This is a genomic window from Halalkaliarchaeum sp. AArc-CO (assembly GCF_024972735.1).
Lineage (GTDB): Archaea > Halobacteriota > Halobacteria > Halobacteriales > Haloferacaceae > Halalkaliarchaeum.
On the sequence record NZ_CP087722.1, the window covers coordinates 23,538 to 46,339 of the forward strand.

At 54.0% G+C, this 22,802-nt stretch carries 16 protein-coding genes and 1 pseudogene; 10 read left to right on the forward strand and 7 right to left on the reverse strand.

Features of this window, described 5'->3' with window-relative positions:
* Positions 1-173 precede the first annotated feature (173 nt).
* Both AArcCO_RS00095 and AArcCO_RS00100 read left to right on the forward strand, forming a co-directional pair.
* Positions 174-1,049 carry a ParA family protein gene (locus AArcCO_RS00095; protein WP_259532872.1) on the forward strand — a complete coding sequence of 292 codons (876 nt, stop codon included), beginning with the start codon at positions 174-176 and terminating at the stop codon, positions 1,047-1,049.
* Positions 1,046-1,444 (forward strand): DUF7970 domain-containing protein, encoded by a 399-nt coding sequence (locus AArcCO_RS00100; RefSeq protein ID WP_259532873.1) that lies wholly within the window; start codon positions 1,046-1,048, stop codon positions 1,442-1,444. Before AArcCO_RS00095 ends, AArcCO_RS00100 begins: the two co-directional genes overlap by 4 nt.
* Positions 1,445-1,598: 154 nt before the next feature.
* Here the strand turns inward: AArcCO_RS00100 and AArcCO_RS00105 are convergent, their stop codons facing one another.
* Positions 1,599-4,076, reverse strand: coding sequence for a UvrD-helicase domain-containing protein (locus AArcCO_RS00105; protein ID WP_259532874.1), 2,478 nt, complete (start codon positions 4,074-4,076; stop codon positions 1,599-1,601).
* A 925-nt stretch (positions 4,077-5,001) separates the two neighbouring features.
* Here AArcCO_RS00105 and AArcCO_RS00110 point away from each other — a divergent pair.
* Entirely contained in the window at positions 5,002-6,024 is a 1,023-nt protein-coding gene (locus tag AArcCO_RS00110) for a PDDEXK family nuclease (protein ID WP_259532875.1), read from the forward strand.
* 152 nt (positions 6,025-6,176) lie between these two features.
* Here the strand turns inward: AArcCO_RS00110 and AArcCO_RS00115 are convergent, their stop codons facing one another.
* Positions 6,177-6,656: a hypothetical protein gene (locus AArcCO_RS00115; protein WP_259532876.1), complete on the reverse strand. Its 480-nt coding sequence runs from the start codon at positions 6,654-6,656 to the stop codon at positions 6,177-6,179.
* Between the two features lie 35 nt (positions 6,657-6,691).
* Positions 6,692-7,966 carry an IS4 family transposase gene (locus AArcCO_RS00120; protein ID WP_259532910.1) on the reverse strand — a complete coding sequence of 425 codons (1,275 nt, stop codon included), beginning with the start codon at positions 7,964-7,966 and terminating at the stop codon, positions 6,692-6,694.
* A gap of 581 nt (positions 7,967-8,547) precedes the next feature.
* On the opposite strand from AArcCO_RS00120, the gene AArcCO_RS00125 reads away from it, so the two are divergent.
* Complete coding sequence (locus AArcCO_RS00125; protein WP_259532911.1) at positions 8,548-9,399, forward strand: HNH endonuclease; 852 nt, start codon at positions 8,548-8,550, stop codon at positions 9,397-9,399.
* A gap of 1,237 nt (positions 9,400-10,636) precedes the next feature.
* Complete coding sequence (locus tag AArcCO_RS00130; RefSeq protein ID WP_259532877.1) at positions 10,637-11,458, forward strand: IS5 family transposase; 822 nt, start codon at positions 10,637-10,639, stop codon at positions 11,456-11,458.
* A 22-nt stretch (positions 11,459-11,480) separates the two neighbouring features.
* Here the strand turns inward: AArcCO_RS00130 and AArcCO_RS00135 are convergent, their stop codons facing one another.
* The gene (locus tag AArcCO_RS00135; protein WP_259532878.1) at positions 11,481-11,909 is read right to left on the reverse strand and encodes a SprT-like domain-containing protein; all 429 of its coding nucleotides are present in this window, start codon (positions 11,907-11,909) and stop codon (positions 11,481-11,483) included.
* Positions 11,910-12,186: 277 nt separating this feature from the next.
* Positions 12,187-12,513 (reverse strand): exodeoxyribonuclease VII large subunit, encoded by a 327-nt coding sequence (locus tag AArcCO_RS00140; RefSeq protein ID WP_303650954.1) that lies wholly within the window; start codon positions 12,511-12,513, stop codon positions 12,187-12,189.
* Positions 12,514-12,654: 141 nt separating this feature from the next.
* Here AArcCO_RS00140 and AArcCO_RS00145 point away from each other — a divergent pair.
* A pseudogene (locus AArcCO_RS00145) lies at positions 12,655-13,607 on the forward strand (cell division control protein Cdc6); the annotation flags it as partial.
* A 122-nt stretch (positions 13,608-13,729) separates the two neighbouring features.
* Here AArcCO_RS00145 and AArcCO_RS00150 read toward each other — a convergent pair.
* Positions 13,730-16,042 carry a DUF4209 domain-containing protein gene (locus AArcCO_RS00150; RefSeq protein WP_259532879.1) on the reverse strand — a complete coding sequence of 771 codons (2,313 nt, stop codon included), beginning with the start codon at positions 16,040-16,042 and terminating at the stop codon, positions 13,730-13,732.
* A 548-nt stretch (positions 16,043-16,590) separates the two neighbouring features.
* Positions 16,591-17,406 (reverse strand): IS5 family transposase, encoded by an 816-nt coding sequence (locus AArcCO_RS00155; RefSeq protein WP_259532880.1) that lies wholly within the window; start codon positions 17,404-17,406, stop codon positions 16,591-16,593.
* 623 nt (positions 17,407-18,029) lie between these two features.
* Here AArcCO_RS00155 and AArcCO_RS00160 point away from each other — a divergent pair.
* The 4 genes from AArcCO_RS00160 to AArcCO_RS00175 all read left to right on the forward strand — a co-directional run bounded on the left by AArcCO_RS00160 (position 18,030) and on the right by AArcCO_RS00175 (position 22,731).
* Entirely contained in the window at positions 18,030-19,550 is a 1,521-nt protein-coding gene (locus AArcCO_RS00160; RefSeq protein WP_259532881.1) for a PDDEXK family nuclease, read from the forward strand.
* A gap of 268 nt (positions 19,551-19,818) precedes the next feature.
* Complete coding sequence (locus AArcCO_RS00165; RefSeq protein ID WP_259532882.1) at positions 19,819-20,946, forward strand: hypothetical protein; 1,128 nt, start codon at positions 19,819-19,821, stop codon at positions 20,944-20,946.
* A 10-nt stretch (positions 20,947-20,956) separates the two neighbouring features.
* On the forward strand, positions 20,957-21,844 hold the full coding sequence (locus AArcCO_RS00170; RefSeq protein ID WP_259532883.1) for a hypothetical protein: 888 nt from the start codon (positions 20,957-20,959) through the stop codon (positions 21,842-21,844).
* The gene (locus AArcCO_RS00175) at positions 21,841-22,731 is read left to right on the forward strand and encodes a hypothetical protein (protein ID WP_259532884.1); all 891 of its coding nucleotides are present in this window, start codon (positions 21,841-21,843) and stop codon (positions 22,729-22,731) included. Before AArcCO_RS00170 ends, AArcCO_RS00175 begins: the two co-directional genes overlap by 4 nt.
* Positions 22,732-22,802 lie beyond the last annotated feature (71 nt).

The window sequence follows — 22,802 nt, forward strand, 5'->3', positions numbered from 1 at the left end:
GTGTTCATTACGAATGTTCAGTGGTTGTGTTCATTGATTGTGTTCACTACATACATTCATTGTGTGTATCCACCCATTGTATTCATCACTACAATCAACTACAACCCATAGTGTCAACAATTAATGAATGTGTCTGACGAACTTTCAAGATGAATGGCTGTAATGAACGAATCATGTTAGCGTACTCAACGTACAGTGAGGCAGGTGGGGTCGGGAAGACAACGACAGCTGCTAATCTAGCAGTCGCTCATGCTCGCGCCGGGCTGAAACCGCTCGTGGTGCCACTTGATCCACAGGACGGTAATTTGTCTCGCCTCTTCGGCGTCGATGAACAAAGAACCGAATCGGTCGATAATCTGGTCCGACATATGATTCGTCGACCAAACGGAGATTTCGACGATATGATCAGGACCGTCGAGGGTGTAGATATCGTCCCGGAACACAACATGTTGTCCGATCTCGCGGAATATCTACAGCGCGAGAAGGATCAAGCCGAAGCGATGGGAGAAGCGTTTGGAATGCACGCACAGTTGCTCCGCGTGCTTCGCGAGGCTAATGTCCCCGATAAATATGATGTCCTTATCTGTGACCCACCCGCCACCGAAGGTCCGCATCTCTACAACGCGATCCACGCAACGCGATCGTTGGTCATCCCCATTGAGCCCAGCGCAAAAGGACGAGCTGCTGTACAAGGACTTGAGTCACTCGTAACTGGGCTCGAAAATCAACTTGACGTCGAGGTAGGCGTGCTTGCTGCGGTTCCAATGGGATTCAAAAATACACGAGACCAGCGAACGATTCTCGATGAGATAAACTATTCAATTCCGGAAGTCATCGGGGAACGCGCTTCCCTGATGGAAGGATGCTGGATGCAACAGTGCTCGGCTTTTAGATACGTCCAGGACTTCCGCGACCGTGAGCGTGATTATGAACTGGAAACGCTCGCTCAATTTGATAAAATTGCACGCCACCTCGAGAAAGAAGTCGGACTCGAAGCGCCATCGCCACCGGAGCCCGGTGATCTCGATCACGAGGTGGTGACGGTATGACGGGGATGAAAGAGGGGGCTGGCGAGAATCCCTTCGCCGAAGATGATGAACCAACTGAGAAGAAATCAAGAAACCAACGAGAGTCACCCGAGACTCAATCTACACCTGAATCACGCTCAGAGACATCGGAAAGACAACGCAGTCAGCAGCAAGTACAGATACCGTACAAATTCCGTCGTGATGGCGTCCAAGATGGTCGCGACCGAGTACCGCTGTTTCTGCAAGAGGATACTAGGAGGGCAGAACGAGAGGCTTTGCGAGAACTCGAAGAGCGGTTCGATAACGGCGTTTCTACTACGGACTTACGAGAGGCTTTGATGAAAGTTGGACTTCAGCACCTGGGAGAAGTCGAAGCGGAACTTGAGGAATGGGGATATGGGATGAAATTCGATTGACTCATAGACGAATCTATCGGACATAATCTCTTCAGGCTAATTCGTGCTGTACATTTTTCACGGATTCGTCTGACCCCTTTCAGATAGACCGTGCCATTACACTATGTCCGGTGAGATTTCCCGCTATGTCACCGTTTCTGGAAGAACTTGAGATTCATCGTGTTTGCTCAGCAGAGTAGAGCTTTGTGGCTGTGCTCTCACCTCCAAACTGGATCTGTGGATCACCATTGAACTCGTCGACTTCGATGTTCTCAAACCGGTACCAACTCCCTTCCTCGACTGTTGGTGGCGACTCGTTGTCCCACGAAACGAACCGAATCGTTCCAGATTTATCTTCGAGGATTCCCGCTTGATGCTGTGTCTCGTGTAGATCATCCCAGAGAAGCCGTACCTTCGCGGTGATCGACTCCCCGTCGCCACCGGAATCAAGACTAGCGACGGATTGAGTGACTGTTAGATACGGGCGAATCTCATCGATGAATGGTGACCACTGCCCCTTGCGGGTCAGCACATGCACTTTCGATTTCGCGCGGGTCAACGCTACGTAGAACAGTCGCCGTTCCTCCTCGATCGTCGCCGTCTCGAGGTCTTGGACAGGCGCAACCAGCGAGTTCTCCCGGTGCTCCGCCGGAAGGCCGTACATCCCCGAAACGACGTTCACCACGATTACCTGCTCGGCTTCTCGACCCTTTGCCTGGTGAACTGAGTACACGGCAACCCCAGCATCAGGGTCAAAACCAGGATCGTATTCATCAGGCATGCCCTCGGGTCGGTAGTGATCGTCTTTCCCGTCGTAGGGGATGTTTCGTCGCTCGAATTCCGCTTTCACGCGGTCGATGAACGGGGCCCCGGAATCGTATCGACAGAGAACCATCGCTTCGCCTGGTTCGGTGTTGGCGGACTCTTCGATGCGCTGTTCGACGAGCTCGGCGGCGTACTCCCCGACTCTGCGTTCGTAGGCGTTCTGGGTGTACCCGTCGAGGACATGGAGCGTCGGCTTGCAGTCGTGTTCCGTCGCCGCTCGAACGGTCTTCGAAATCTGGTGATCGTTGCTGGCGATCAAGTCGTTACCTGCCTCAAGGACTGTCTCCGGGTTTCGATAGTTTTCCGTAAGATGAGTTTCCGCTGCCGGTCCGAAATACTCCTCAAACGAAATGAACTGGTCGACATCCGCCCCCTGGAACGAGTAAATGCTCTGCCAGTCATCGCCAACACAAAATAACCGCGGGGTGTCCTGTCGGTCGTCATCACCGGTAAGTGCCCGAATGAGTTCCAGTTGGTGTTTCGATACATCCTGAAATTCATCCACCAGCAGGTGATCGTACTGTGCCCGGTACGATTCGGGTTCGGCCCGGATAGCGGCGATTGCATCGTTGATCATATCGTCGAAGTCGACCAATCCTGCCCGGTCCAGATACGCATTGTACGCTTCAAGGACAAGCGCACCGCAGTGGCCGAAGTGAAATTGCCGAGCATTGGTCGGAGACAATCGTACTCTAACCTCGCTGGCGTCGATTCGGAACGTCTTGGCGTTGTGGACAAACGACGCCAGTGACTTTTTGATGTCCCGCTCTTTTTCGTTGTACTCGAAGGCTCGATCGACGAACTCGGCGAAGTCGAGTCGGCTGAGCTCCACGCCCGCATGGGTGAGCCGATGGCGGAGTGCTGCTTCGAGGCGTCCTGCCTCGTACTCGAACTCGTAGGTTTCAACGAGGGTCTTGTCGGAGTCTGTGAACTGCTTGCGGGCCCAGAGTAGTTTCTCATGGTACTGGTCGGTACTCCAGGAGAACCACGGTGCGACTTCGCCGTTCTCATCGAGGCCCCAATGTTCGATGTACAGATCGTACTCCGGGAGGTAGAAGTCCGGCCGGTACTCACCCTTGTCGTCAGCGCTGTCCGTCCAGGCTGCGACCGCCTCGTACTGGTAGGTGACATCGTGTGTGAACAGGAAGTCGGCGATAACGCGTTCAGCTCGCGAGGCGACGGTCTCGCCAGCGAGCGTCTCATAGGATTCCTCGCGACGCTCGGCGACGTACTCGGTTCGCGAATCGAAGTCAGTCTCTTCGAGATGCGTATGGTCGTAATGGAACAGAAACTGCGTGTAATGTTCGAGGAACTGTTCGCGCTGTCCGTCCTCTGCTTCACGGATGACGTCGTCGATGAGATTATTGAGGTCCTGGCTGTCCGCAACATCGAGTTGGTGCTCGGTGGTCTGCTGGGCGATTTCGTAAGCGAATGAATGAATCGTCCGGACGTCGGCTTGTTCGATCCCAAATTGGTTTTGCAGTCGAAGTTCCATCTCGCGTGCGGCCTGGCGAGTGAAAGTCAACGCAGCAATCCGGTTGGGATCGACTCCCTCGGCGACGAGGTAGGCAACCCGGTAAGTCAACGCGAGGGTCTTCCCCGTCCCAGCGGCAGCGACAACGAGATTTCGGATGTCGTTGGTAACGACGGCTTCCCGCTGCGCCCGATTGAGGTCATTGCCATCCTCGTCTATCTCGGAAAAGAGGTCGTCGTATTTCGCACACTGCCGATCAATGAACTCGTCGTTGTAGTCCCCCAGTAGCTCCGCAAGCGTGTCGAGCGTTGATTCCAGATCGGCCAGTCGTTGGCGATCGGTCTCCGCAAGCACAGCTGAATGGAGTTCATTTCGAAAATTGTCTATCCGGTTTCCGAGCTGACGACACAATTGGTCGAGTTCGTCCCTCTCTGGTCGGGTGAGATATCGTTCGTACGAGCGGTAGCACTGCGTTCGATCCTCGAGTTGGTTGACTTCACGTTCGATTCCAGGAAATCGGGCGTCAAACGTGCTTTTTGTTTCGAGGAATGATTCTATGCGGTCGAGCTGATGTTCCCAGTCAGCAATCGTCTCTTGCTCTTGGGCACGAAGGAACGCTTTTGGGGGGTGATCGACCGAGAGCTGCTTGTCCAAATCTTCGAAGAAGACATCGATGGTAGTGCGTATCCGATCGATTCTCGTTTTATACTGCTCGGTCTGGCCGAGGGGCTTTCCCTTTTCCAACGCAGGTGCGAGTTCCGTCGATAGGGCTTCGAAATCCTGTTCGATAGTTTCCTCAAGTTCGTCGTACTGGTCTTTGACTTGCCGTCGTGCCGTTTCGTACCGCTGCCGCCGTTTTTCCGGATCGCCGAATAGCCAAACGTGAATAGATCGGGGAAGCAACCGCCGAATCCAGTTTCGGTCATCTTCCTGGAGTTCTTCCCATGTCATACAGTGTCCGTACTGGTCCCTGCATGCCGACCCTCAAAGATATTAGTCATTATCCGAGATCACGGCTAACGGTGGTTTCGAAACCACTTGTTAGACTCCAGACTTGAGAGAAGACGGTTATTGTTGGCACAATAGTGGTTCTGTTGAATAGCAGTAGTTGAGTGAACAGGCAAATGTGCATCGGCCCATGAGATGGTGGGATACGTGATCCTAAGGTTATGGTCGCTTCGCTCGTACTCGGGGGGCGCTATTCAACACAGCATTCTACTCTAGTCTGCTGTGATTTTCCCGAGTCATTAATAACGTAACACGAGGAAGATTCCACGATATGAGCATTGATTCGGCGGTTGGAAAGTTGCGGGCGGCAGACAGAGATATGAGAGACGATCCGCCCAACTCGATCAAAGCTAAAGATGACGTTCTTGAAGAGTACCAGCCGATTTTCCAGTTCCAAGAGATTGGTGAACTCACCAAACAGGAATTCAAAGATTTCCTTCTGTTTGAGAATAACCGTCACTGGACCGGACTGCATCGCAAACGGTCCATGATGACGGAAGACATGGATCGGCTCAGAGATGGATTACAGACGCTTGTGAACGAGGAAAAAGACCTTGCGTCACGTGTTCAGACGGCTAAAGAGCAAGTGGATGGTATGGGAAAAGCAACCATTTCCGCGATTCTTGTGACTGCCTTTCCCGATAAGTACGGAGTCTGGAACAACCGGTCGGAAGAAGCTCTCAAACAGTTGGATGTCTGGCCTGATTTCGAGCGCGGGAGTGACTTTGGTCACCGGTACGTACGGGTGAATGACGTACTGTTGAACCTCAGCAACGAGCTTGATCTTGATCTCTGGGAGTTGGACGCGCTGCTTGGATATGTCGTTAAGTACGATGAAGATCAGCAGGAAACGATAGAAGATACGGAAGCAACTGGAGAATTTGTCAAGGAACGTCATCTACATCAGTATCTCATCAATCACTGGGAGCAAATGGAATTTTCTGAAGAGTGGGAAATCTATAGTGATGCTGATGATCCGGAAGCCGGGGTTGAGTTCTCGACTGGTATCGGGCGTCCAGATATACTGCTTACGCACACGTCGGAACCAAAGGTCTGTGTTCTTGAGCTGAAAAAAGGCAGCACTAGTGACCGGGCAGTCGGCCAGTTGCTTCGTTACGTCGGGTGGGTTCGTGGTAACCTCAAAGATCTGGAAGGTGTGAGTCCTAACGCTGACGTTGAAGGCCGTCTTGTTGTTAACGAACCATCTGAGAAACTCGAATATGCAATTTCCGTGGTTCCCGAGTTGATGCTGTATGAATACGAGATGCAAGTCACGCTAAACCAATCGGCCTGATGATGTCATTCTATAAGTCCCTCATACGCGCCCTTAATCTTGCACAGCCGGAGCATTCTATCTGGATTCTATCACAAGTGCCGTGCAAGACTCAGAGGGTTGATACAGCAGTCGGTCACTGTTGATTCCACCTCGCAACTGTCGGTTGAGACTTAACACTCTACCCATGGACACGTCCATGGTGGTATCGTCCCCGTCGTAAGGAGATCGCAGCCCTGGGGATTAAACACAATTTCGTTGTCCCGATATATCTGAATTTCAACGGCGACAACATTCCGATGCTCATCTGGGACTACATCGAGATTTTTTGCGATTTCGTTGGCTACCCAGTCTCCGTCATTTAAGCGGGCCTCAATGACGTACTCAGCCTCGTCATCTCTCCAAGTACACTCAATCGGGTACTGTTCGAACGTTGTTCCAGACCCGTTCTCAGCTGCCTGAACTTCCACGCATTCAGTTTGTACTGTCGAACCGGCCTTCTGTATCACTACATCAATTTTAATGGGTTCGTCCATAAAGTTCGCCACCCTGACGCCTGCTAATTGGACAGTTGGTTCGGAATTTCCAATACATCCGGCCGTTGCAACCACTGGTACGGTAATACCCTTAATTAGAAACTGGCGGCGGTCCATGTGTACACTTTAGCAGTGAGTTTATTCGTCTTTAGCTAAGACTCACACCTCGGTTGCGTAGCGGTAGCGAGCGTCTCTTGTAACACTGGCCGTTGCTGGTGGATCTTCTGTGCATCGTCGATCAGTCGGTCGAGCAGCGGTGGCGGCGAGTAGCCGAGGTATTCGCCAAGTTCGTGGAGGATGAGCTGGGCGTGCGACCGAAAGGTCGCCGCCCAGCGTTCCGGCGGGAACACGATCTCATCGTCCGCCTGTTCGGTGACCAGATCGAGCAATTCACGACTCACCAGCAGTGACAGCAACGCCGCGTACAGCAGAGTTTCGACAACATGCTTCTTTGTCGTGTCGAACTCGTCCAGTTCGTACTGCGTCTTCAACTCCCGAAACAGCAACTCCACCTCCCACCGACAGCGATAGATCGTCCCTAGATTCGACGGCAGGAACTCCTCTCTCGGTAGATTCGTAATATACAGGTGGTAGTCGTCGGCGTCCTCCTTGCGGACGCCGACGACGCGAAACCGCTTCCTGTCGCGTGATTGCGTCCCTCCGTACGGTCTTCGGTCGAATTCAGCTTCGACTTCTACGTCGATGTACTCGCGGTGCAGATCATCCACAACATCGTGGATCTTCTCACCTTCCAAGGGAATGGCGCGCCCGCGCCATTCCCGTAATTCCTCCGTTACGACCGGGTTTGCGTTCTCTTTCAGCCGACTCACGAAGTAGCCGTCGTTCTCATCGATCAACGCGAAGCGGCGATACTTGAAGTAGGCTCGGTCGAACAGAACGAGCCGATCTTCGAGCCACGACCCTGTGTTAAACAACGTGCTGTCGTGCGTTTTCTCGTCAGTCACGTCGAGCCGTTCTATGGTCTGCTCAGTGGCATTGTGGAGCAGGTGGAGCTTCGCTCCAGCCTGCTCCTCGTGGCGGGCTTGGAACTCATCGGTGAGGAACTCGTGTAACCGCAATACCGTTCCATCAGCAATCATCACGTCCCTGAAGCGGTCGATATCGGCGTCAACAGTGTCAGGGACAGCGACCTCGTCGAGACCGTGCTCGACAAGGTCGCGGAAGTACTCTGCAAGAGACGGCGTCAACCGGTGATAGAAGCCGCCGGGAGAGATCGTCTCATCAGCTGTCGAGTTGTAGCTGCGTCTGAAGCCAGCGAGTGTTCGGCTTTCGCCTGCGGCGAAACCGAACACGAATGCCCAGACGAATGCGGGAATCTGGAGCTTGCGGTCGCGTTCGACCACGCCGAGTTCCTCGGCGTGCTCTTCGAGGAACTCGGAGGGAAACAATGTAGTGAGCCGACGCATAATCCGAGATGAGGAGGTTTCGTTGTGCACACTCGACACCTCCTCATTCCTTCCGAAAAGTATCCACGATAAGCCGTCGCTGTCACGTGGTTTCACGCTTAGCTAAAGACGGATAGCAGTGAGTTACAAAATGATTCCATTGACAATAAACGCTATTTTAGCAAGAACCGGCTCGAAAGTCACTGACTGTGTTCACTGACCACAATCTCAAACGTACCGAGCCGTCGTGCAAGACTCGCGCGCTGTATTCAGCAGTAGGTTCTCACCTAAGAGAGTGAAACAGCGGAATCTGTCTGGATTTCGTGCAAGATATAGAGTGTGTATTCAGAAAACGATTGAGGTATATTTTTGAATTCTCACGAGTTAACTATAGATTCTCCGTGAAGGATGATCACTGAGCATCCTACCGGTTCCAAGACTTATTCGTGTAACCGCATATAAATGCAGCCTACGCTCATCGTCGGAATCCCCACCAAGAATACAGATAGTTGGAATATCCTATAAAGAATATGAAATTTCTGATATAGAGCTTCTAAAGTTCCCGGCAAAGGTTTATCAACTGCTAAAGATGGATAACATATATCGGATCAAAGTACCCAGATGATTGGCCTTCTCGCCGTCGTCGTGTATACTCACGTGACAACTACACTTGCCAATCATGTGGGGCTAAGGGTGGGACGTGGGGGAATACAGAGCTCCATGCACACCACAAGACCCCAATTGTGGATGGTGGTGGGCATGAACTCACAAATCTAATTACCTTATGTTCCATTTGCCACGAAGAGACCCATGGACATCCAATCTTCCCGACCGAAAATAGTTCTCAAGAAAGTTCCGATCTGAATATCTTCTCACTCGGTATCCAGAATCTGTGGTCGGATTCGGCAAATTCGACCGACAATAACGCTGACACCAGCGAGTTTTACGAATGGGATGAGAATGAGTCCAAACCAGAGGAGAAGAGCACGTTCGCGGGCATGTTCATAATCGGGATTTTTCTAACGCCCGCACTATTTATTTTCACGTCTATCTTCTGGATCGCACTCTTCGACGGAGAGAGCTTCTTGTTCGCACTTGGTGCCCTCGCAATATTTCTAGTGTTCTTAGGAATTCCCCTACTGTTCGCTGCAGTCATTGGCGGGATGATTCCTACCGTGATCGTTTACAGTGTACTTGATTTCTTCTTGGTTGAGGGTGAGCTGGGTCGAGAGCTCTCCGATATTGAAGCGGCATGTTATTTGCTTGTATCCTTGTCTATGCCCACGCTGTTCAATATCTCTCTGTTTAGATCGGTATCTACGGAAACAACGCTTATACAGGCGTTGTGGCCGGCCACGAGATCTGCGATCATCGGCTGTCTAGTCCTATTGATCCTAACAACAGTATTCCTATTTCTGCGTTGGGTTGTCATAACCCCCGTAGATACGGAATAATGATCACTCGTGTGTACTGACCGATCTGTAAACTCTAACATGACCTAATCTCCGCGCAATATACAGACCGTGTATCTTGCGTGTTAGTTGAGGATAATGTTCTGCATCTAATAGCTGTTCCACTAGATTAGGTAAGAACCCAGCAGTAAGTTGGTGTCGAATATGTAGGGTTTCAACAGTGCCACAATAGTATGAGTTCGGGTTCTATATTTTCGTATCAGCAGACACCCATGTCGGTTTACCTATCGTCTCGCAATTTGGTCCAATATTGGTGGATCAGTGGGATCTGTTGTCGTTTGCGGACTTTGTCCAAAATAGGCCATAATGTTATAGGTGTTAGAGCAATTCCCTCCTGCTTGCTAGAGAACTGAGAGCTTTTCAAGGCCCGATATCGGCAATACCAGAACCTGAATCATATGTTCTCACGTTCCGATTACACATTGTCATCACTAGACCGTCACTATCGTTGCTACGCTCAACTCAACTAAAAAGAAAGATTCACCCGACATGTACCCTGGCCCATGTCCCCGAGCGCTTCTCCGCGAGCATCGACTCCAGACACGGGTGGACCCTTTCGGAATCCCAAAGCATGGCGGACCAGTTACTCATGGCCGTTGGTTTCCGGATCGGGGGATTCGGATTGGTCGCCGGCCGGATAGGCGATTGTTCGCGCGCCACACTCGCCACAACGGTAGCGCTCTGGCTGTCTGGTCTGCTCGATGTGCTCTCCGTAGCCCGTGCTGAAACAGCCGTTGGGACAGGCATGGACGACCTGTGAGTCCTGCCAAGGGATACTCGCCACGTGACAGCGTCCGGGTCCGAGATCGGGTGGGCGGTCGTCAATATCACAACTCAGGAGCGTCGCATCACAATCCGGACAGGAGTACAGCCACGGGTTCTTGATCCGCTTGGTGCGCCGCTGGTAGGACCAGGCCGTACACCCGTTTGGACAGGCCAGCAGGTATCGCGCTGTGCTTCTGGTATCGTCCGGATCGTCCCGATCGTCGGATGTCTGCCACGGAATACTCTCGACGTAGCACATACCGGGGTCGGGATCGTCCGGTCGCTCCGAGACATCATAGCTGATCGTGGGCGTCCCACACTCGTCACAGCTGTACTGCCAGGGGTTTTTGATCCGTTTGGATCGCTGGACGTACCGGCACTCGGCTCTGTAGTTTCGCTAGACGGAGACACCGCGACTGCGTTATTGCCGTAGAAAGCGAAGAGACGGAATGTTGTGGTATCGGAATTCCGTCTCCTCACGCGTGTTACGGTGGCTAAGGCTAAATCAGTTGTCGCTAACCCGGACGAACCCGCCGACCCCGAAGGGGGTGGCGGGTTCGCCGAGTGGGCGATGCTCACGCTGCATGCACTCCGCATCGAGCTGGGCAAATCCTACCGCGTCACGGTGGATTTGCTCAGTGAGATGCCCGGTGTCCTCGAAGAGATCGGCCTTACACGGCTTCCTCACTACACTGTCCTCCGCACGTGGTTTGCACGGATTCCAACGAAGACGTGGCGTGCGTTTCTCGGCGCGTCAGCCGAGAAACGCACTGGCCACGCCGCCATCGATTCGACTGGCTTCGACCGCGACCACCCCAGTCGCCACTACGCCAACCGCACGCACTACCGCGTCCGGGCGCTGAAAGTCACTGCCTTGGTGGATGTCGAAACGCTGTACATCACCGACATCCACTCTACAACGAGCAAGAAACACGATGCGAAGATCGGCCCGCAGGTCGCTCGGCGTAACGCCGGCGACCTGCGGAGCCTCGCGGCTGATCGTGGCTACGACGCGAAAGCCTTCCGCGATGAACTCCGCGAAAACGGTGTGAGACCGCTGATTAAACACCGTATCATGAACCCGCTCGATCACGCTCACAACGCCCGCATAGACCGTGATCGGTACAATCGCCGCTCGATGAACGAAACCGTCTTCTCAAGCATCAAGCGCACGCTCGGGGCAGCCGTGCGTGCGCGAAGCTGGTGGCTTGAGTTCCGTGAAATGCTGCTGAAAGCCACCGTCTACAACCTCCGCCGGAGCGTGAGATATCCGTGAAATCAACCGCCGTGTACCGAAACTACAGAGCCCGGCACTCGAAACACCCATTCGGACACGCAAGGACATAGGACGCGTCAACGAGATCCTCGTCCTCACACCGGGCGACAGGATTCGCACCCGCTCGGCGTGCTGCATCCTTCCACTCCGGCCCGTGAGGATCGACGTCCGACCCGATTGTTTCGAAGACGTATGCGTGTGCAACCTCGTGGCGGACGGTATCGCGCCACCGATTCCCGTGGTCGCCCTCGAACAGTCGGCGAGCGATCCGGATTTCGTACTCGGCTGTTTCTTCTCCCTCGTGGTCAGCGGCGGGTATTCGACGACAGGCGCCGAGTTTGCGGCGAAAGGAATCAGTGATGACGACGCGGATTGCAGCTGGATTCAACGGGTCGAAGCCAGCCCGATTGATTGTGGCTTCGATCTCTTCACGAACTGCGTCTTCTTTCATGCGTCTATTGCAGGGCCGTATTGGTCTGCAGCCTGTTTCAGATCGAACTGGTGTGAGCCGTCGAAGGTTCGTAGCCGGTCGGAGTTAATCAACCGACCGATAACGGTCAACGATTGCACGCAGACTTTGTCGGGAGTCTCCACCAGATAGTTAAGATCCGTTACTGGCTCACAGAATTGGGGAAAACCCGGGAGGCCTTGTTCGAAGGTTTCGTACGTGACCTCAAACTGCTGCTCCAATGGTTCGGTTTCGCTGACGAGGAAGTCATTCCGGAACTTCACGATGTACCTGCCGGGGCTATCGGTATGAATGCGGCCATATCCGCAATCCGGTCCGCAATCAACCGGTCGTCAGTGTGGCCGATAGTGGTCACGACCGTCGTTTTCGCGGTGAAGATAGTTACCGCGACCCGCCCAGTGTTGAACGCCTGAAGGTTGGAATCGCTTCCGCCTCCGCAGCCGACGATTATCGCGTCGACCTTCTCCAAGCGGCCCAAATAATGGACACCGTTCGCGATGGACGTCCGCGCCTCCGATCCCTTGACACTCGTATCCTTCACCAGGATGTCGACGGTGGAGTCCTGATCGTGAATCGTGTTCTGGATGTTGTACGGAGCGACTACTCGGAGGGATGTAACGACACTAACACGCTCCTGGAACGCTCAACGTTGTTGTTTCTGCTCGTCGTCGAACCTGCAACACTCTTTGAGTTCGCCACTCAGGCGCTCGACGGCGACCCTCTGGACGCCATCGCCCTCGTCAAAGAATTTCGTGAAAGTCATGACAAAGACCGCATCAGTACCTCCGACTACTCTCAGCAACGGGTTTTCGACATCCTCTACGAGAAACTCGACGCGCTCGGTGGCATCTACGTGATCGTCTTGGACAAAATCGACAACATCGGCCACTCCGACGACATCTTCTACGGGCTCCCACGAGCACGGTCGAACGGCTATGTCGACGACGTTCGTCCGGTGATCGTTGGCATCAGCAACGACTTCCAGTTCCGGGATAACTCTCGCCGAAGGTCAAAGACACGCTCGCCGATAAGAAGATTCTCTTCCCCACATCCGACCCGAATCAACCACGTTCGATTCTCAATCCACGTGCTATGAAAGCGTTCCACTACGATGTCTTAGCGGATGACGTCGTCCCGCTCTGTGCGGTGTTTGCCGCCCAGGACACGGGATCGGCCCGACAGGCGATCCGACCGCTCCGTGAGGCCGGCGAGCTCGCGCAAGCCGCCGGTTCTGACACCGTGACCGAGGAGCACGTCCGGTACGCCCAGGACGAACTCGAAAAGAACCACCTCTACGAGGGGATGCAGAAACTCACAACACAGTGACACACCGTCCTCTCTGCGCTAGCGTACCACCAGGCGCTGGACGACGTCCCGGTTCGCTCTCTCGATCTCTACGAACGATACGTGAAAATCTGCGACCAGCTTGACGCCGACAGCGTGAGCAAACGCCGTGTTCGCGACCACCTCTCGGATATGAGTATGCTCGGCTCATCAGCATCTATGAACGGAACGAAGGGCTCTTGGCTGGTCGGTATCACGAGTACGAGCTCGACGTTCCGCTGAAAGCCGTACTTGAGGCGCTCCTGTCGACGACTCTCTTCGAAGAACTCGAAAAGCATCATCAAGTCGACGGCCGGTGATAACAACCAACTCCAGTTGGACATCCCCGACTATTGAGTCCGTTTACGATCTCCAGAGGAAAACCGAGCCGAATCCTGTCGCTGAAATATTCGGAAACAGTGGAGGTGTGGATACCAGCGTGTATTGAGGACTCGGAAATGGTGTGCTGCCTTGTGATGTTACTGTAGTGATGAGAGCTCTACGGCTAGTCCGGGACCAATTCCATCAACCTGTTCGAACGTCGCCGAATCCGCATCCTCAAAGGCTGTGTAGCTCTCGAAATGGTCCGCGATATTCCACGCACGGTACGTACCTACCCCGTCGACACTCCGGGCAGTCTCAAACACCTGCAGTTTTTCGTCGGTTCGGAGAATGTGCTCGTCCCCACGGACGTCTGCTGTGATAATCTCTCCACGGTCGTCTAACATTGAAAGGGCAAACCGTCCAGTGCTTTCGTCGATCCCTCGTGTGGTTGCGGTGTCTAATACTGCCTCTTGAGTGATTGAATCAGCCGGCGAATCGAGTGCCTCGTCGATGATTTTCTGGATGGTGTGAAGGACAAGATCATCGGTATCTAACCAGGTATAGTCGACATTCTCCGGGATCGACGGATGGTCCGCTCGCAAGTCGTCGATTCGGTCTATAAGCTCATCCCGTGTCAGATCGGTCGTGTCGATGTCGTAGTGGTTGATCGATCCTCTGTCGACGAAGAGTTCTATCTGGTCGTCGTAGGAATCCTGACGCAGTACAAGGATGGTGTGACCGTCGTCTGATTGTCCATATCCGATAAGCTGTTTGTTGAGATCTGTGTAAAGGGAAAGATCGAGATCGCGACCGTAGTTCGTCGCGGGTGTCAATGCCTGACTAGGAACACCGAAGTAAGTGAAATATGCGGAACTGTTGATCGTGATCATACACTTCAAGATATCGAACAGCAGCAGAACCGCGTTTAGATAATTCGCGTTGCTGTAACGTAATTGGCCGTGAGTGAGCCGATTCCGGAGGTTCATCCCCTGACGACTCGTGTATCGCCACCGCAAATAGACGGCGTAGTGCTGTCCGAAAATCTCCGTACCGTTCCGAAAAAGCCCGCCGAGAAGCTGTTGGCGTGTACCACGGTCGACGATGCTGTATGCGGGGCGGCCAATCGATTGGAGTGTATCGACGATGGCAGCCTCGAGGTGTGGCATCAACACAAAGAGAGCTTGAAGATGGTTGCCATCATACAAATCGAGGATGCCGTCAGTGAGGAAGGCCCCAGTGTCGGGTGAGAGCGAGTCTCCAATCCAAAAGAGCTGAAAGACATCAGCGGGCGTAAGATGGCCTTCGTTGATCAACTGGTACAGTGCGTTCCCAAGGGAGGTCATAGTGCTGCCAGCGTGTTGCGCGTAGGCGTTGGGAATCGTCTCAACTTCCGTCGGATCGATGGCTAACGAGTGTGCTTCTGGCGAGTAAATCCGCCGCTGGACCAATTGAGAAATCACGAACTCCTCCGACGTGAGCCGCATTTTGTTCACGTCTGGGATGAGTTTACTCGAGAAGACTAAACAATAGAGTGCATAGGCGCTGGAGCCAGTTTCCTGCTTTACCTGCTTGAACCACTCGACGAGTGTCTCGGTGTTCTGCTCCATCTCTTGGAGCAGTGCATCCTCAAGGCTGTCACCGTCCTCTTCAGAAAGATTCTCGATAGGAATCTGGGTCAGTTCGCTCTCTATTCCTGACCGACGGGCCTGGAGTGCTTCCTGTTTCCAGTCCCGCCTTTGCTCATCATCCATATACTCGCCACATTCTGCGACCCCGCTTTGTAGGATGTCGGCCTTCTGAAGCTGGCTTTTAGACGCCATCAGGCTGGCCTCAGTCTGATACGACTCGATGAGAGTACGTTCTACGTCGGCCGTGTCACGACCGTCCTGCTGTTTGAACTGTCGAAGGAGACGGCGACTTTCTCGTTCTTGATTAAATCGGTTGTTAGCCCGATGCGTGTCCGCAATATTCTCCAGTAGCACGACCCATCTGTCCTTGATGCTCTCCGAAAGGTCGTCTAGGTTCTCAATGACGATCTCGATGATCGGCGTGATGAATGTCGATGAAATCGCTTCGTGATGATCGAGGAGAAAATCGAGGACTTCTTCGATCTCATCTTTGGCATTATGGCCCTGGAGACCAGCACGTAACTGAATCCGCCTATATTGATACTGAGCAGCCACACTCAGCCAGTCTTTCTGTTCTGCATCGGCAATCGCGGTTTCTAACTGATCCAGAGCATCCAGCGCTGATTGGAACTGATTGTCATCATACCACTCAGAGAGATCATCTACGAGTTCCGGGAGAGGATTGTCGTCTTCCATTTCGTCGAGCTGAAGCCGAGTGTTCTCGCTGAGACGGCTTGACTCTCTAACAGCATCAAAGAGCCTGTCCAGTTGTAGAGCGTAGTGACTCTCTTTTTCAGGGTCGCTACGTGCCCTATCGAGAGCGTCCAGCAACCGGACCATACTGGTATCCGTCACCCAAATTACGTAAAACTACACGCTCTCACACCGTTGATCAGGCCCTCTGGTTAAATTGGGCTATGTCGTTTCCTCGGCATCCCCTACAGAGGGCGGATTTAAATACGAATAGCAAATCATCATTCAAGTAAATATGCCGAATTCCACTGACCCTGCTGCCGTGGCTCACGATATTGAAACCGGTGACAAGGTACGATTCCATTTTGACGGCAGCATCAGTACACACCAGTTTCAACCAAGCTCCCCGTTTGAAACTGAAGTCTCGCTCTCGCTGTCTCTCCCTGATAGCGAAACAGAGAACCCGACGACTCGAATTGATGTTGCCTTGTTGAACGCAAGACAGCGACGGGGTAGGGTCGATTGTTTGTAGTCTCAAGCTGTCAGAGGCGCGTTCTTACGATCAGAAGATGCAGTAGCTGTTACTGACGGCGGTTGTCGAAGGGTCAAAACTATGGTATCTTGTTTCGTTGTGTCACTGACGACGGCGATGCCTCTCCCGGATACGTCCGGAGAAAGGGAGCAGGCGGCGAGGCCTAACTCGCCGCCTGCGTCAGGTTATGTACGATGCACTTCCGTGTCAGCTCCCGGAACTGGCCGTGCCAGCTCCGGGAGCGGAGCTTCTCGCCGTCGTCTTCCTTCAATTGCGAGAAGCCCGTTTCACTCATCCACCGCTGGTTGTAATCCTCGTTCATCCGGGAGTTATGAGCCTTCTGTAGCGGTGTCTGCTCTCTGTGCTTGATCAACGGTCGCGTTGATTCGGAGCGACACTCCTCACGGAGGTCGCTCCACGAGTAATTCGCGTCAGCAGACAACACCCGCAGGTCTTCCGCGTTCCGGCGGAAGACCTGCATCCCGATATGGCCGTCCCACGCCTTCTGTGTCGTGAAATGAACGTCTTTGATCGCTAGTGAGTTCACGTCGATCAAAATCGTCGTCTTCATCGACTGGAACGAGTAGTTCGCGCGGTCGCGGTAGTGGTAGCTGGTCTGATCGCGTTGGAAGCCACTGGCGTCAATTGCGGCTTCACCGCTCCACCCCGCCTGCTCCGCACTTCGGCGGAGCAAGCGGCGGAGTTCACGCATTCGGTACTCGTTTTCCCACCGACAAAATGAACTGTAGTGCGGTGCCTCGTCGAGATCAAACACGGCGAGAATGCCGGGCATCTCGTTGAGGTAGTCTTCAGTCTCACGGAGACTCTTTTCGAGCTCAACGCGGTACAGAATCAACGCGATCTGTACCCACTCGGCGTACCCGTCCGCGCCTTCCGGCGCGGCGGGTACGTCGGAGTCGTCAACGTGCTGTTTGGCAAGCTTTCGACACATCCACGCCAGCCGTCTGAGCGATGCCATATCGCCAGACGGCGTCCATTTCCGGGTTAATCTGACGGAAGATCACAGTAAGAGCGTTTGAGACTGTCGTCACTAGGCGGCAAAACAAGGCAATTGATGTTCAACCACCAGCTGGCGACCAGAAAGCTGACACCTACTTCTTCGAGGTTATCACACCCGCTACCGAGGATTCATTCGTCACTCCGCTCCGAGTGGAAAAGAAGGATGACGGGCACAAATCTGAGTGGGGAATCAACGGCATCGAGCGGCTTGAGAATCTCTCGCAGCCATAATCCTGTTGCTCAATCCTCTGGCTGACAAGGGTCTCTCGATATCTTACCAAATCTTGGGAACTAAATAGCTCAAATTGTTTGGTAAGAACAGGAAGCGTTGGTTTATCGGACTACCATCTCAATCAGTCGATAATGGGCGTGAATGAGGATCCTCCCTTTGCGAATTCTCCTGAACATCTCGACCCCTCTGAAGTCCATCGTCGAGATGAGAAACTCCAACGTGGAAATCACTCCCTCGCCCACTCCGACCACGATGAAATTCTCTCTTCTCTGCTTCAGACGATTCGTACGAATGGGACTCGCCGAACACTAACCCAGTTCTATGTCCACAATCTCCTTCGGATGAGTCTATTGCGGCACGGAGATCAAAGTCGCGCAACATCGAACCCGACTGGCCTAGAGCTCTCACCGGAGCAAGATCCTGGTCTCCCACCACGACTCGTTCAGTTCGGCGTCGGAATTACCCTCGAGACGGATACTGAAACGACCGATCCACAGTCGTTCGAGCAGATTGCGACATATCTCCTCGAACTCAAGAACTGGTACGTTCGGCAGGGTAGCTCACACCTCCCACTCGACTCACCGATGGCGGATCCGTACTTCGGGATGGTGTGGCGTGAACTCACGACCCTGCGTCACGCAGATGGCTTTCAGATGCTCGAAAAAGCGTACCGGGCATACAAACCCTGGGAGCAGGAGATGGAGGAACTTCTCGGCTTTTCTATCGAGGATGCCGTCTACTATACCCGTGAACTCACGGATTGGATTACACCAAGATTAGAGGAACAGGATACGGAAGTCGCGAGGTGGTCATCTTCATTGCTAGATTTCTCTGAAAAAGCGATTGATCTCACGGACGAGGCGGTGTGGGTGTCCGACGAGACTCTTTTGGACTGGTGCGACGACAGCCCACGTTTCCAGAACTTCCTCGAACGACTAACCGTCGAACCGGGCACCGTGTCCGGATTTCGAACGCCGGTAGATGTGAATCCACTAGAGCGAGCGCCGTTCGTCCGAGCTGGTGATGAATACCTGCTTCCGCTTCCCCGTACCGTTCTCTATGCTCTCGCCAACACCTTCTTCTACGATTTGATCGATTCGGAGTACCAGGGCGGATTTCAACTACGGTTCGGTGATTGGCTCGAGGAGTGGACTGAGGACTGTCTCTCGAAGGTCTTCTCGAAAGACGATATCATCCAGAACTACACCTATGAGTACGACGGTGAGGAAGTAGAGGGTGATATACTGATCCTCCACGACGATGAACCCATCATAATCGAATGTAAGGGGAAGAAGCTCCGCGCTGAGACTCGGAAAGGAAACTTCGGGGGCATCGACGCGATCAAGGAAGACATCGAACGAGGGATCGGAGACGCGTACCACCAGGCTGATCGGCTGGTGACGGGCGTTCAATCCGGCCAGATTACTGAGATCGAAACGTCGGATGGGACGACGATCTGCTTGGAACCCTCCACTCTTGAGGATGCACATCGGTGGCTTGTACTTGGAGAATCGTATGGGTCAATCGCGACTCGAGACTTCGCGAAAATACTCGATATTACGCCTGTTCCGTACGTCTGCGATATCTATGACCTGCAGGTACTTGTCGAGGTCCTTGAGTCCCCGGAGCGACTTCTCCACTACGTCCGGCAACGAACTCGGCAAACGACGGTTCAACTCCGGCGTCCTGGTACTCAATATGCGAACTCGAAAACCTTCAGTTCTGATGAGATTGACTACTTAGCCGTCTACAAGCGCAATGGCTGGGAGTTCCCGCCGGGTGCTCGACGCATCACAGGGGCTGGAAACAACCTTCGAGAAGACGCTATCGATTCGATAATGGACAGCGGGGAGTTTCAATTCACATTCTAATTGCTTGGCCTCAACGATCTGGTGTTGGGTATGTCTTACCAAACTACTGTTCAGTACTCGCCGCTAATGTTTGGTAAGAAACGGGTGGATTTCCAGGAGAAGCCTCGGAAATGGTAGAGGTAGCAAAGCATCTGGAACACCGGAATGGTAGTATCAAAGGATCTCTTACGTACTCATACAGACCCATACAGACCCACAAAAAATATAAATACTCATAGAGTATGGTAAGGGGTACGAGGGGATACAAAGGGTGAATATCGTAATAGACGTGCCCGATTCACTCGTCGGGCGGATGAAACGCGCTGTCGCTGCGGGCAACTACGATGACCCGCAGGAGTTCGTTCGGACGGCGATCGAGAATCAAATCCAGCTCGAAGAGGAGGAGACTTCCCAGGAGGTCAAATCGCTTGAAGAAGCTCTCAATTCTGTAGAGCCAGAGTCCGAAATAGAAGCATCGCCTGGGGAGAGCCAGCCCGACGATTCGGCTCACAAACAGGCGCAAGAGCGCCAGTCTGACGATGCTGCGCCGGCTGATCGGACGAACGAAACAACGCTGTCGCTGGCTCGACGCCAGTACGACGACATTCCGACGGTTGCACCGCCCGACGAGTCGCGGTTGGACAAAGGTCCTCTCTGGGGACAGTACAATCGTATTTTCCCCGTCAAGCTGGTCGTTCGGGGATTAGCGAATGCTTTTCTGGACTCGTCCGAGGAGGGGCTCCCCGACGGTCCGTGGCTTGATCTCCAGCCGTTTCAGCGACGCGCCGCGAGGACGGCTCGGAAGATCGGGACTGAAATCGCAACTCACGATGAGCGAGCAGGGCGCAAACGAGGTGAGAAGCTTGCTGCCGCGTTGCCCACGGGCGATGATCCCGACAAATCGATGGATCGATTCGAAACGCATTTCATCGGACGCGTCGAGCACGACGATGAATTAACTGGGGCACTACCGCACCTGTCCTTCGTCGACATCGTTCGAGAAAGCCCCCAGCAGATCGGGCTCACGGACGCTGGCCAGGAATTTGCAAGCCTCTCGAACCCACTTCTCGACGACGGCGTCGACGCCGACACGTCCCTCTCACAGGAGGAGCGACAGTTCTACATCTCGCATGTACGGGACGTGCGAGAAGAAGAATACACGGCGATGCAAAAGGTCGCTCAAGCAATCGAAGAGGGAGATAACCGGCCAACGTCGCTGACCGAGCGGGTAGCTTATCTGAATCCGGAGTGGTCGAACTCGCAGGCTGAGACGATTCGCTCCGGCCTCACGAGTCGAATGTACGAGCTGGGGCTGGTCGACCGGAGCCAGGTCGGTCAGCGGGGTATTGCTTATGAACTAACAGCTGCTGGCGAGACGTTCCGATCCAACGACACAGAATCCACACAACCTCATTAGACTAACACCAATGGCCGATAACGAAACATCCACCCCCGAATCGACGATCGACGCGCTGAGTCCTGGTGATGAGTGGCCGTTCCACTATCGTGGCTACGGGCTGAGCATAAACCAGGACGGCGACATCTGGTGGCAGGCGTATAACGGAACCGACCGTTTCGACCTGGAGCCGGTACCATCCGGCCTCGTCACTGAGTTGCTTGAGCTGAAACGGAGCGGTGGCGCTCTCCGTGTTACCGAAGGCGGAGCCGTTATCACGCGAATCGAGACCGGAGACGGCAGTTCAGACGCATACAAGACCGTGTACGTCGGTCAAATGGACCTCGACGGCCGGCTCGTCCCCCGTGATGAGCCGAGGCACGCCGTCCCGATCAGTCCGAACGGACTCGATCCCGGTGATCTCTGGAAGAGCGTCTATGATGGAGCGACGTACTCGTTCAGTGGCGAGCGGTTCTGGTGGCAGGACGGCGAAACGAAGCTTCGGCACTCATTTGCCGATACGTTGCCCCGAGAGATCACCGACGAGCTGAAACGGCTTCGAATGAACGGCGGTCGGTTCGTGATCACGCCCTGTGGTGACGTCGTCACGCAGATCCCCAACGAGAAAACGCCTCCCGATATCCGAGCGCAATTCCGGGAGCTGTCTCGCCCGGTGAAACGGTTCCTCCAGCTTCGGCGCGACCGCGGCAACGTCGATATGGTCCCCGTCTACGTTGGCCATCTCTCCGCTGACGAGCGGCCGATCGAAGTCGAAGAGCCGACCCGGCTGACCGATCCGCTCTCTGAGCAAGAGGAAGCCTCGTTAGAGGCCTGGGTCGCCGCGATGGGGTCCTACGAAGAGAGCGATCTCTCGGAAGACGATCACCGCCGCGACGATCGGGGGGAGGGGTCACGATGAGCGCTGAGGGAAACGGGTCGCTCAGGCAGGAGCCGACCCAGGTCCCGACCGTCAACCGGCGACAGCTGACGGTTGAACCGGGACATCCGTGGCCCTCTGCATATCGCGGTTCGAAATACAGTATCGTTTCGTCCCGGAAGTTCGGTGATGTGGCCCAGTGGAGCCACATGGGCGACATCCAGGCGATGACCGAACGGCCAGGCGGACTCAAAACTGCCCTCACCGAACTCGGGAAAACCAACGGGCGTGGGAGCTTTCGGCTGACCGCTACCGGGGAAGTACTGACAAAAGTCCCAGCTGACCAGTACCAACGGACTTCGCAGGCTCGTGCTAACCGTGGTCATATCCCCGTTTATGTCGGCAAGCTCGATGGCGACTTTGATTTCGAGGAGATCTCCAACGACCCTACGCCGCCCAGCGACACAAACGCCGTGGAAATCTGGACGGGCCTCCCGTTCAATCACGGCGAGACTTGGGCGGTTTGTACAGATGATGTGCTCCGATGGAGCTGGCAGGACTACCGCTTTGAATCGGCCTTTGATCATCCGGAACTTGTTGCGGCGTACAAATCTCTCCGTCCAGAGGGCGGGCGGATCTATATCAACGAACACGGTCACATCTGGGGGAATGTCGATCGCGATACAGTCCCCTCAAGCGAACGGGGACGGATCCGCGACGCTTTCGACGAGTGGGAACGAACGGCGTCGAATGCTGAACGCCGACTTGTAACTCGTCGACTGAACCGTACTGAGAGTGAGGCCGCTGCGAACGGTCTCCTCCCCGTGTATCTCGGTCATATTTCACAGTTCGACGGAGGGATCGTTCCGAAACCAGTGGTCACTGACAACAGCTACTTCGGAGACAGTGCGATGGACCCGGATCAGTAGCGCACCTCAAATAATGACTGCCGACTAACATCATGGGACGGCGTTTTCCAACACCGATCTTCGGGATTGAA

Excerpts from the sequence above, each read along its gene's own strand:
- AArcCO_RS00095 (WP_259532872.1), top strand. The coding sequence starts at position 174 with ATGTTAGCGTACTCAACGTACAGTGAGGCAGGTGGGGTCGGGAAGACA.
- AArcCO_RS00100 (WP_259532873.1), top strand. The coding sequence starts at position 1,046 with ATGACGGGGATGAAAGAGGGGGCTGGCGAGAATCCCTTCGCCGAAGAT.
- AArcCO_RS00110 (WP_259532875.1), top strand. The coding sequence starts at position 5,002 with ATGAGCATTGATTCGGCGGTTGGAAAGTTGCGGGCGGCAGACAGAGAT.
- AArcCO_RS00115 (WP_259532876.1), bottom strand. The coding sequence starts at position 6,656 with ATGGACCGCCGCCAGTTTCTAATTAAGGGTATTACCGTACCAGTGGTT.
- AArcCO_RS00120 (WP_259532910.1), bottom strand. The coding sequence starts at position 7,966 with ATGCGTCGGCTCACTACATTGTTTCCCTCCGAGTTCCTCGAAGAGCAC.
- AArcCO_RS00135 (WP_259532878.1), bottom strand. The coding sequence starts at position 11,909 with ATGAAAGAAGACGCAGTTCGTGAAGAGATCGAAGCCACAATCAATCGG.
- AArcCO_RS00150 (WP_259532879.1), bottom strand. The coding sequence starts at position 16,042 with ATGGTCCGGTTGCTGGACGCTCTCGATAGGGCACGTAGCGACCCTGAA.
- AArcCO_RS00155 (WP_259532880.1), bottom strand. The coding sequence starts at position 17,406 with ATGGCATCGCTCAGACGGCTGGCGTGGATGTGTCGAAAGCTTGCCAAA.
- AArcCO_RS00170 (WP_259532883.1), top strand. The coding sequence starts at position 20,957 with ATGGCCGATAACGAAACATCCACCCCCGAATCGACGATCGACGCGCTG.
- AArcCO_RS00175 (WP_259532884.1), top strand. The coding sequence starts at position 21,841 with ATGAGCGCTGAGGGAAACGGGTCGCTCAGGCAGGAGCCGACCCAGGTC.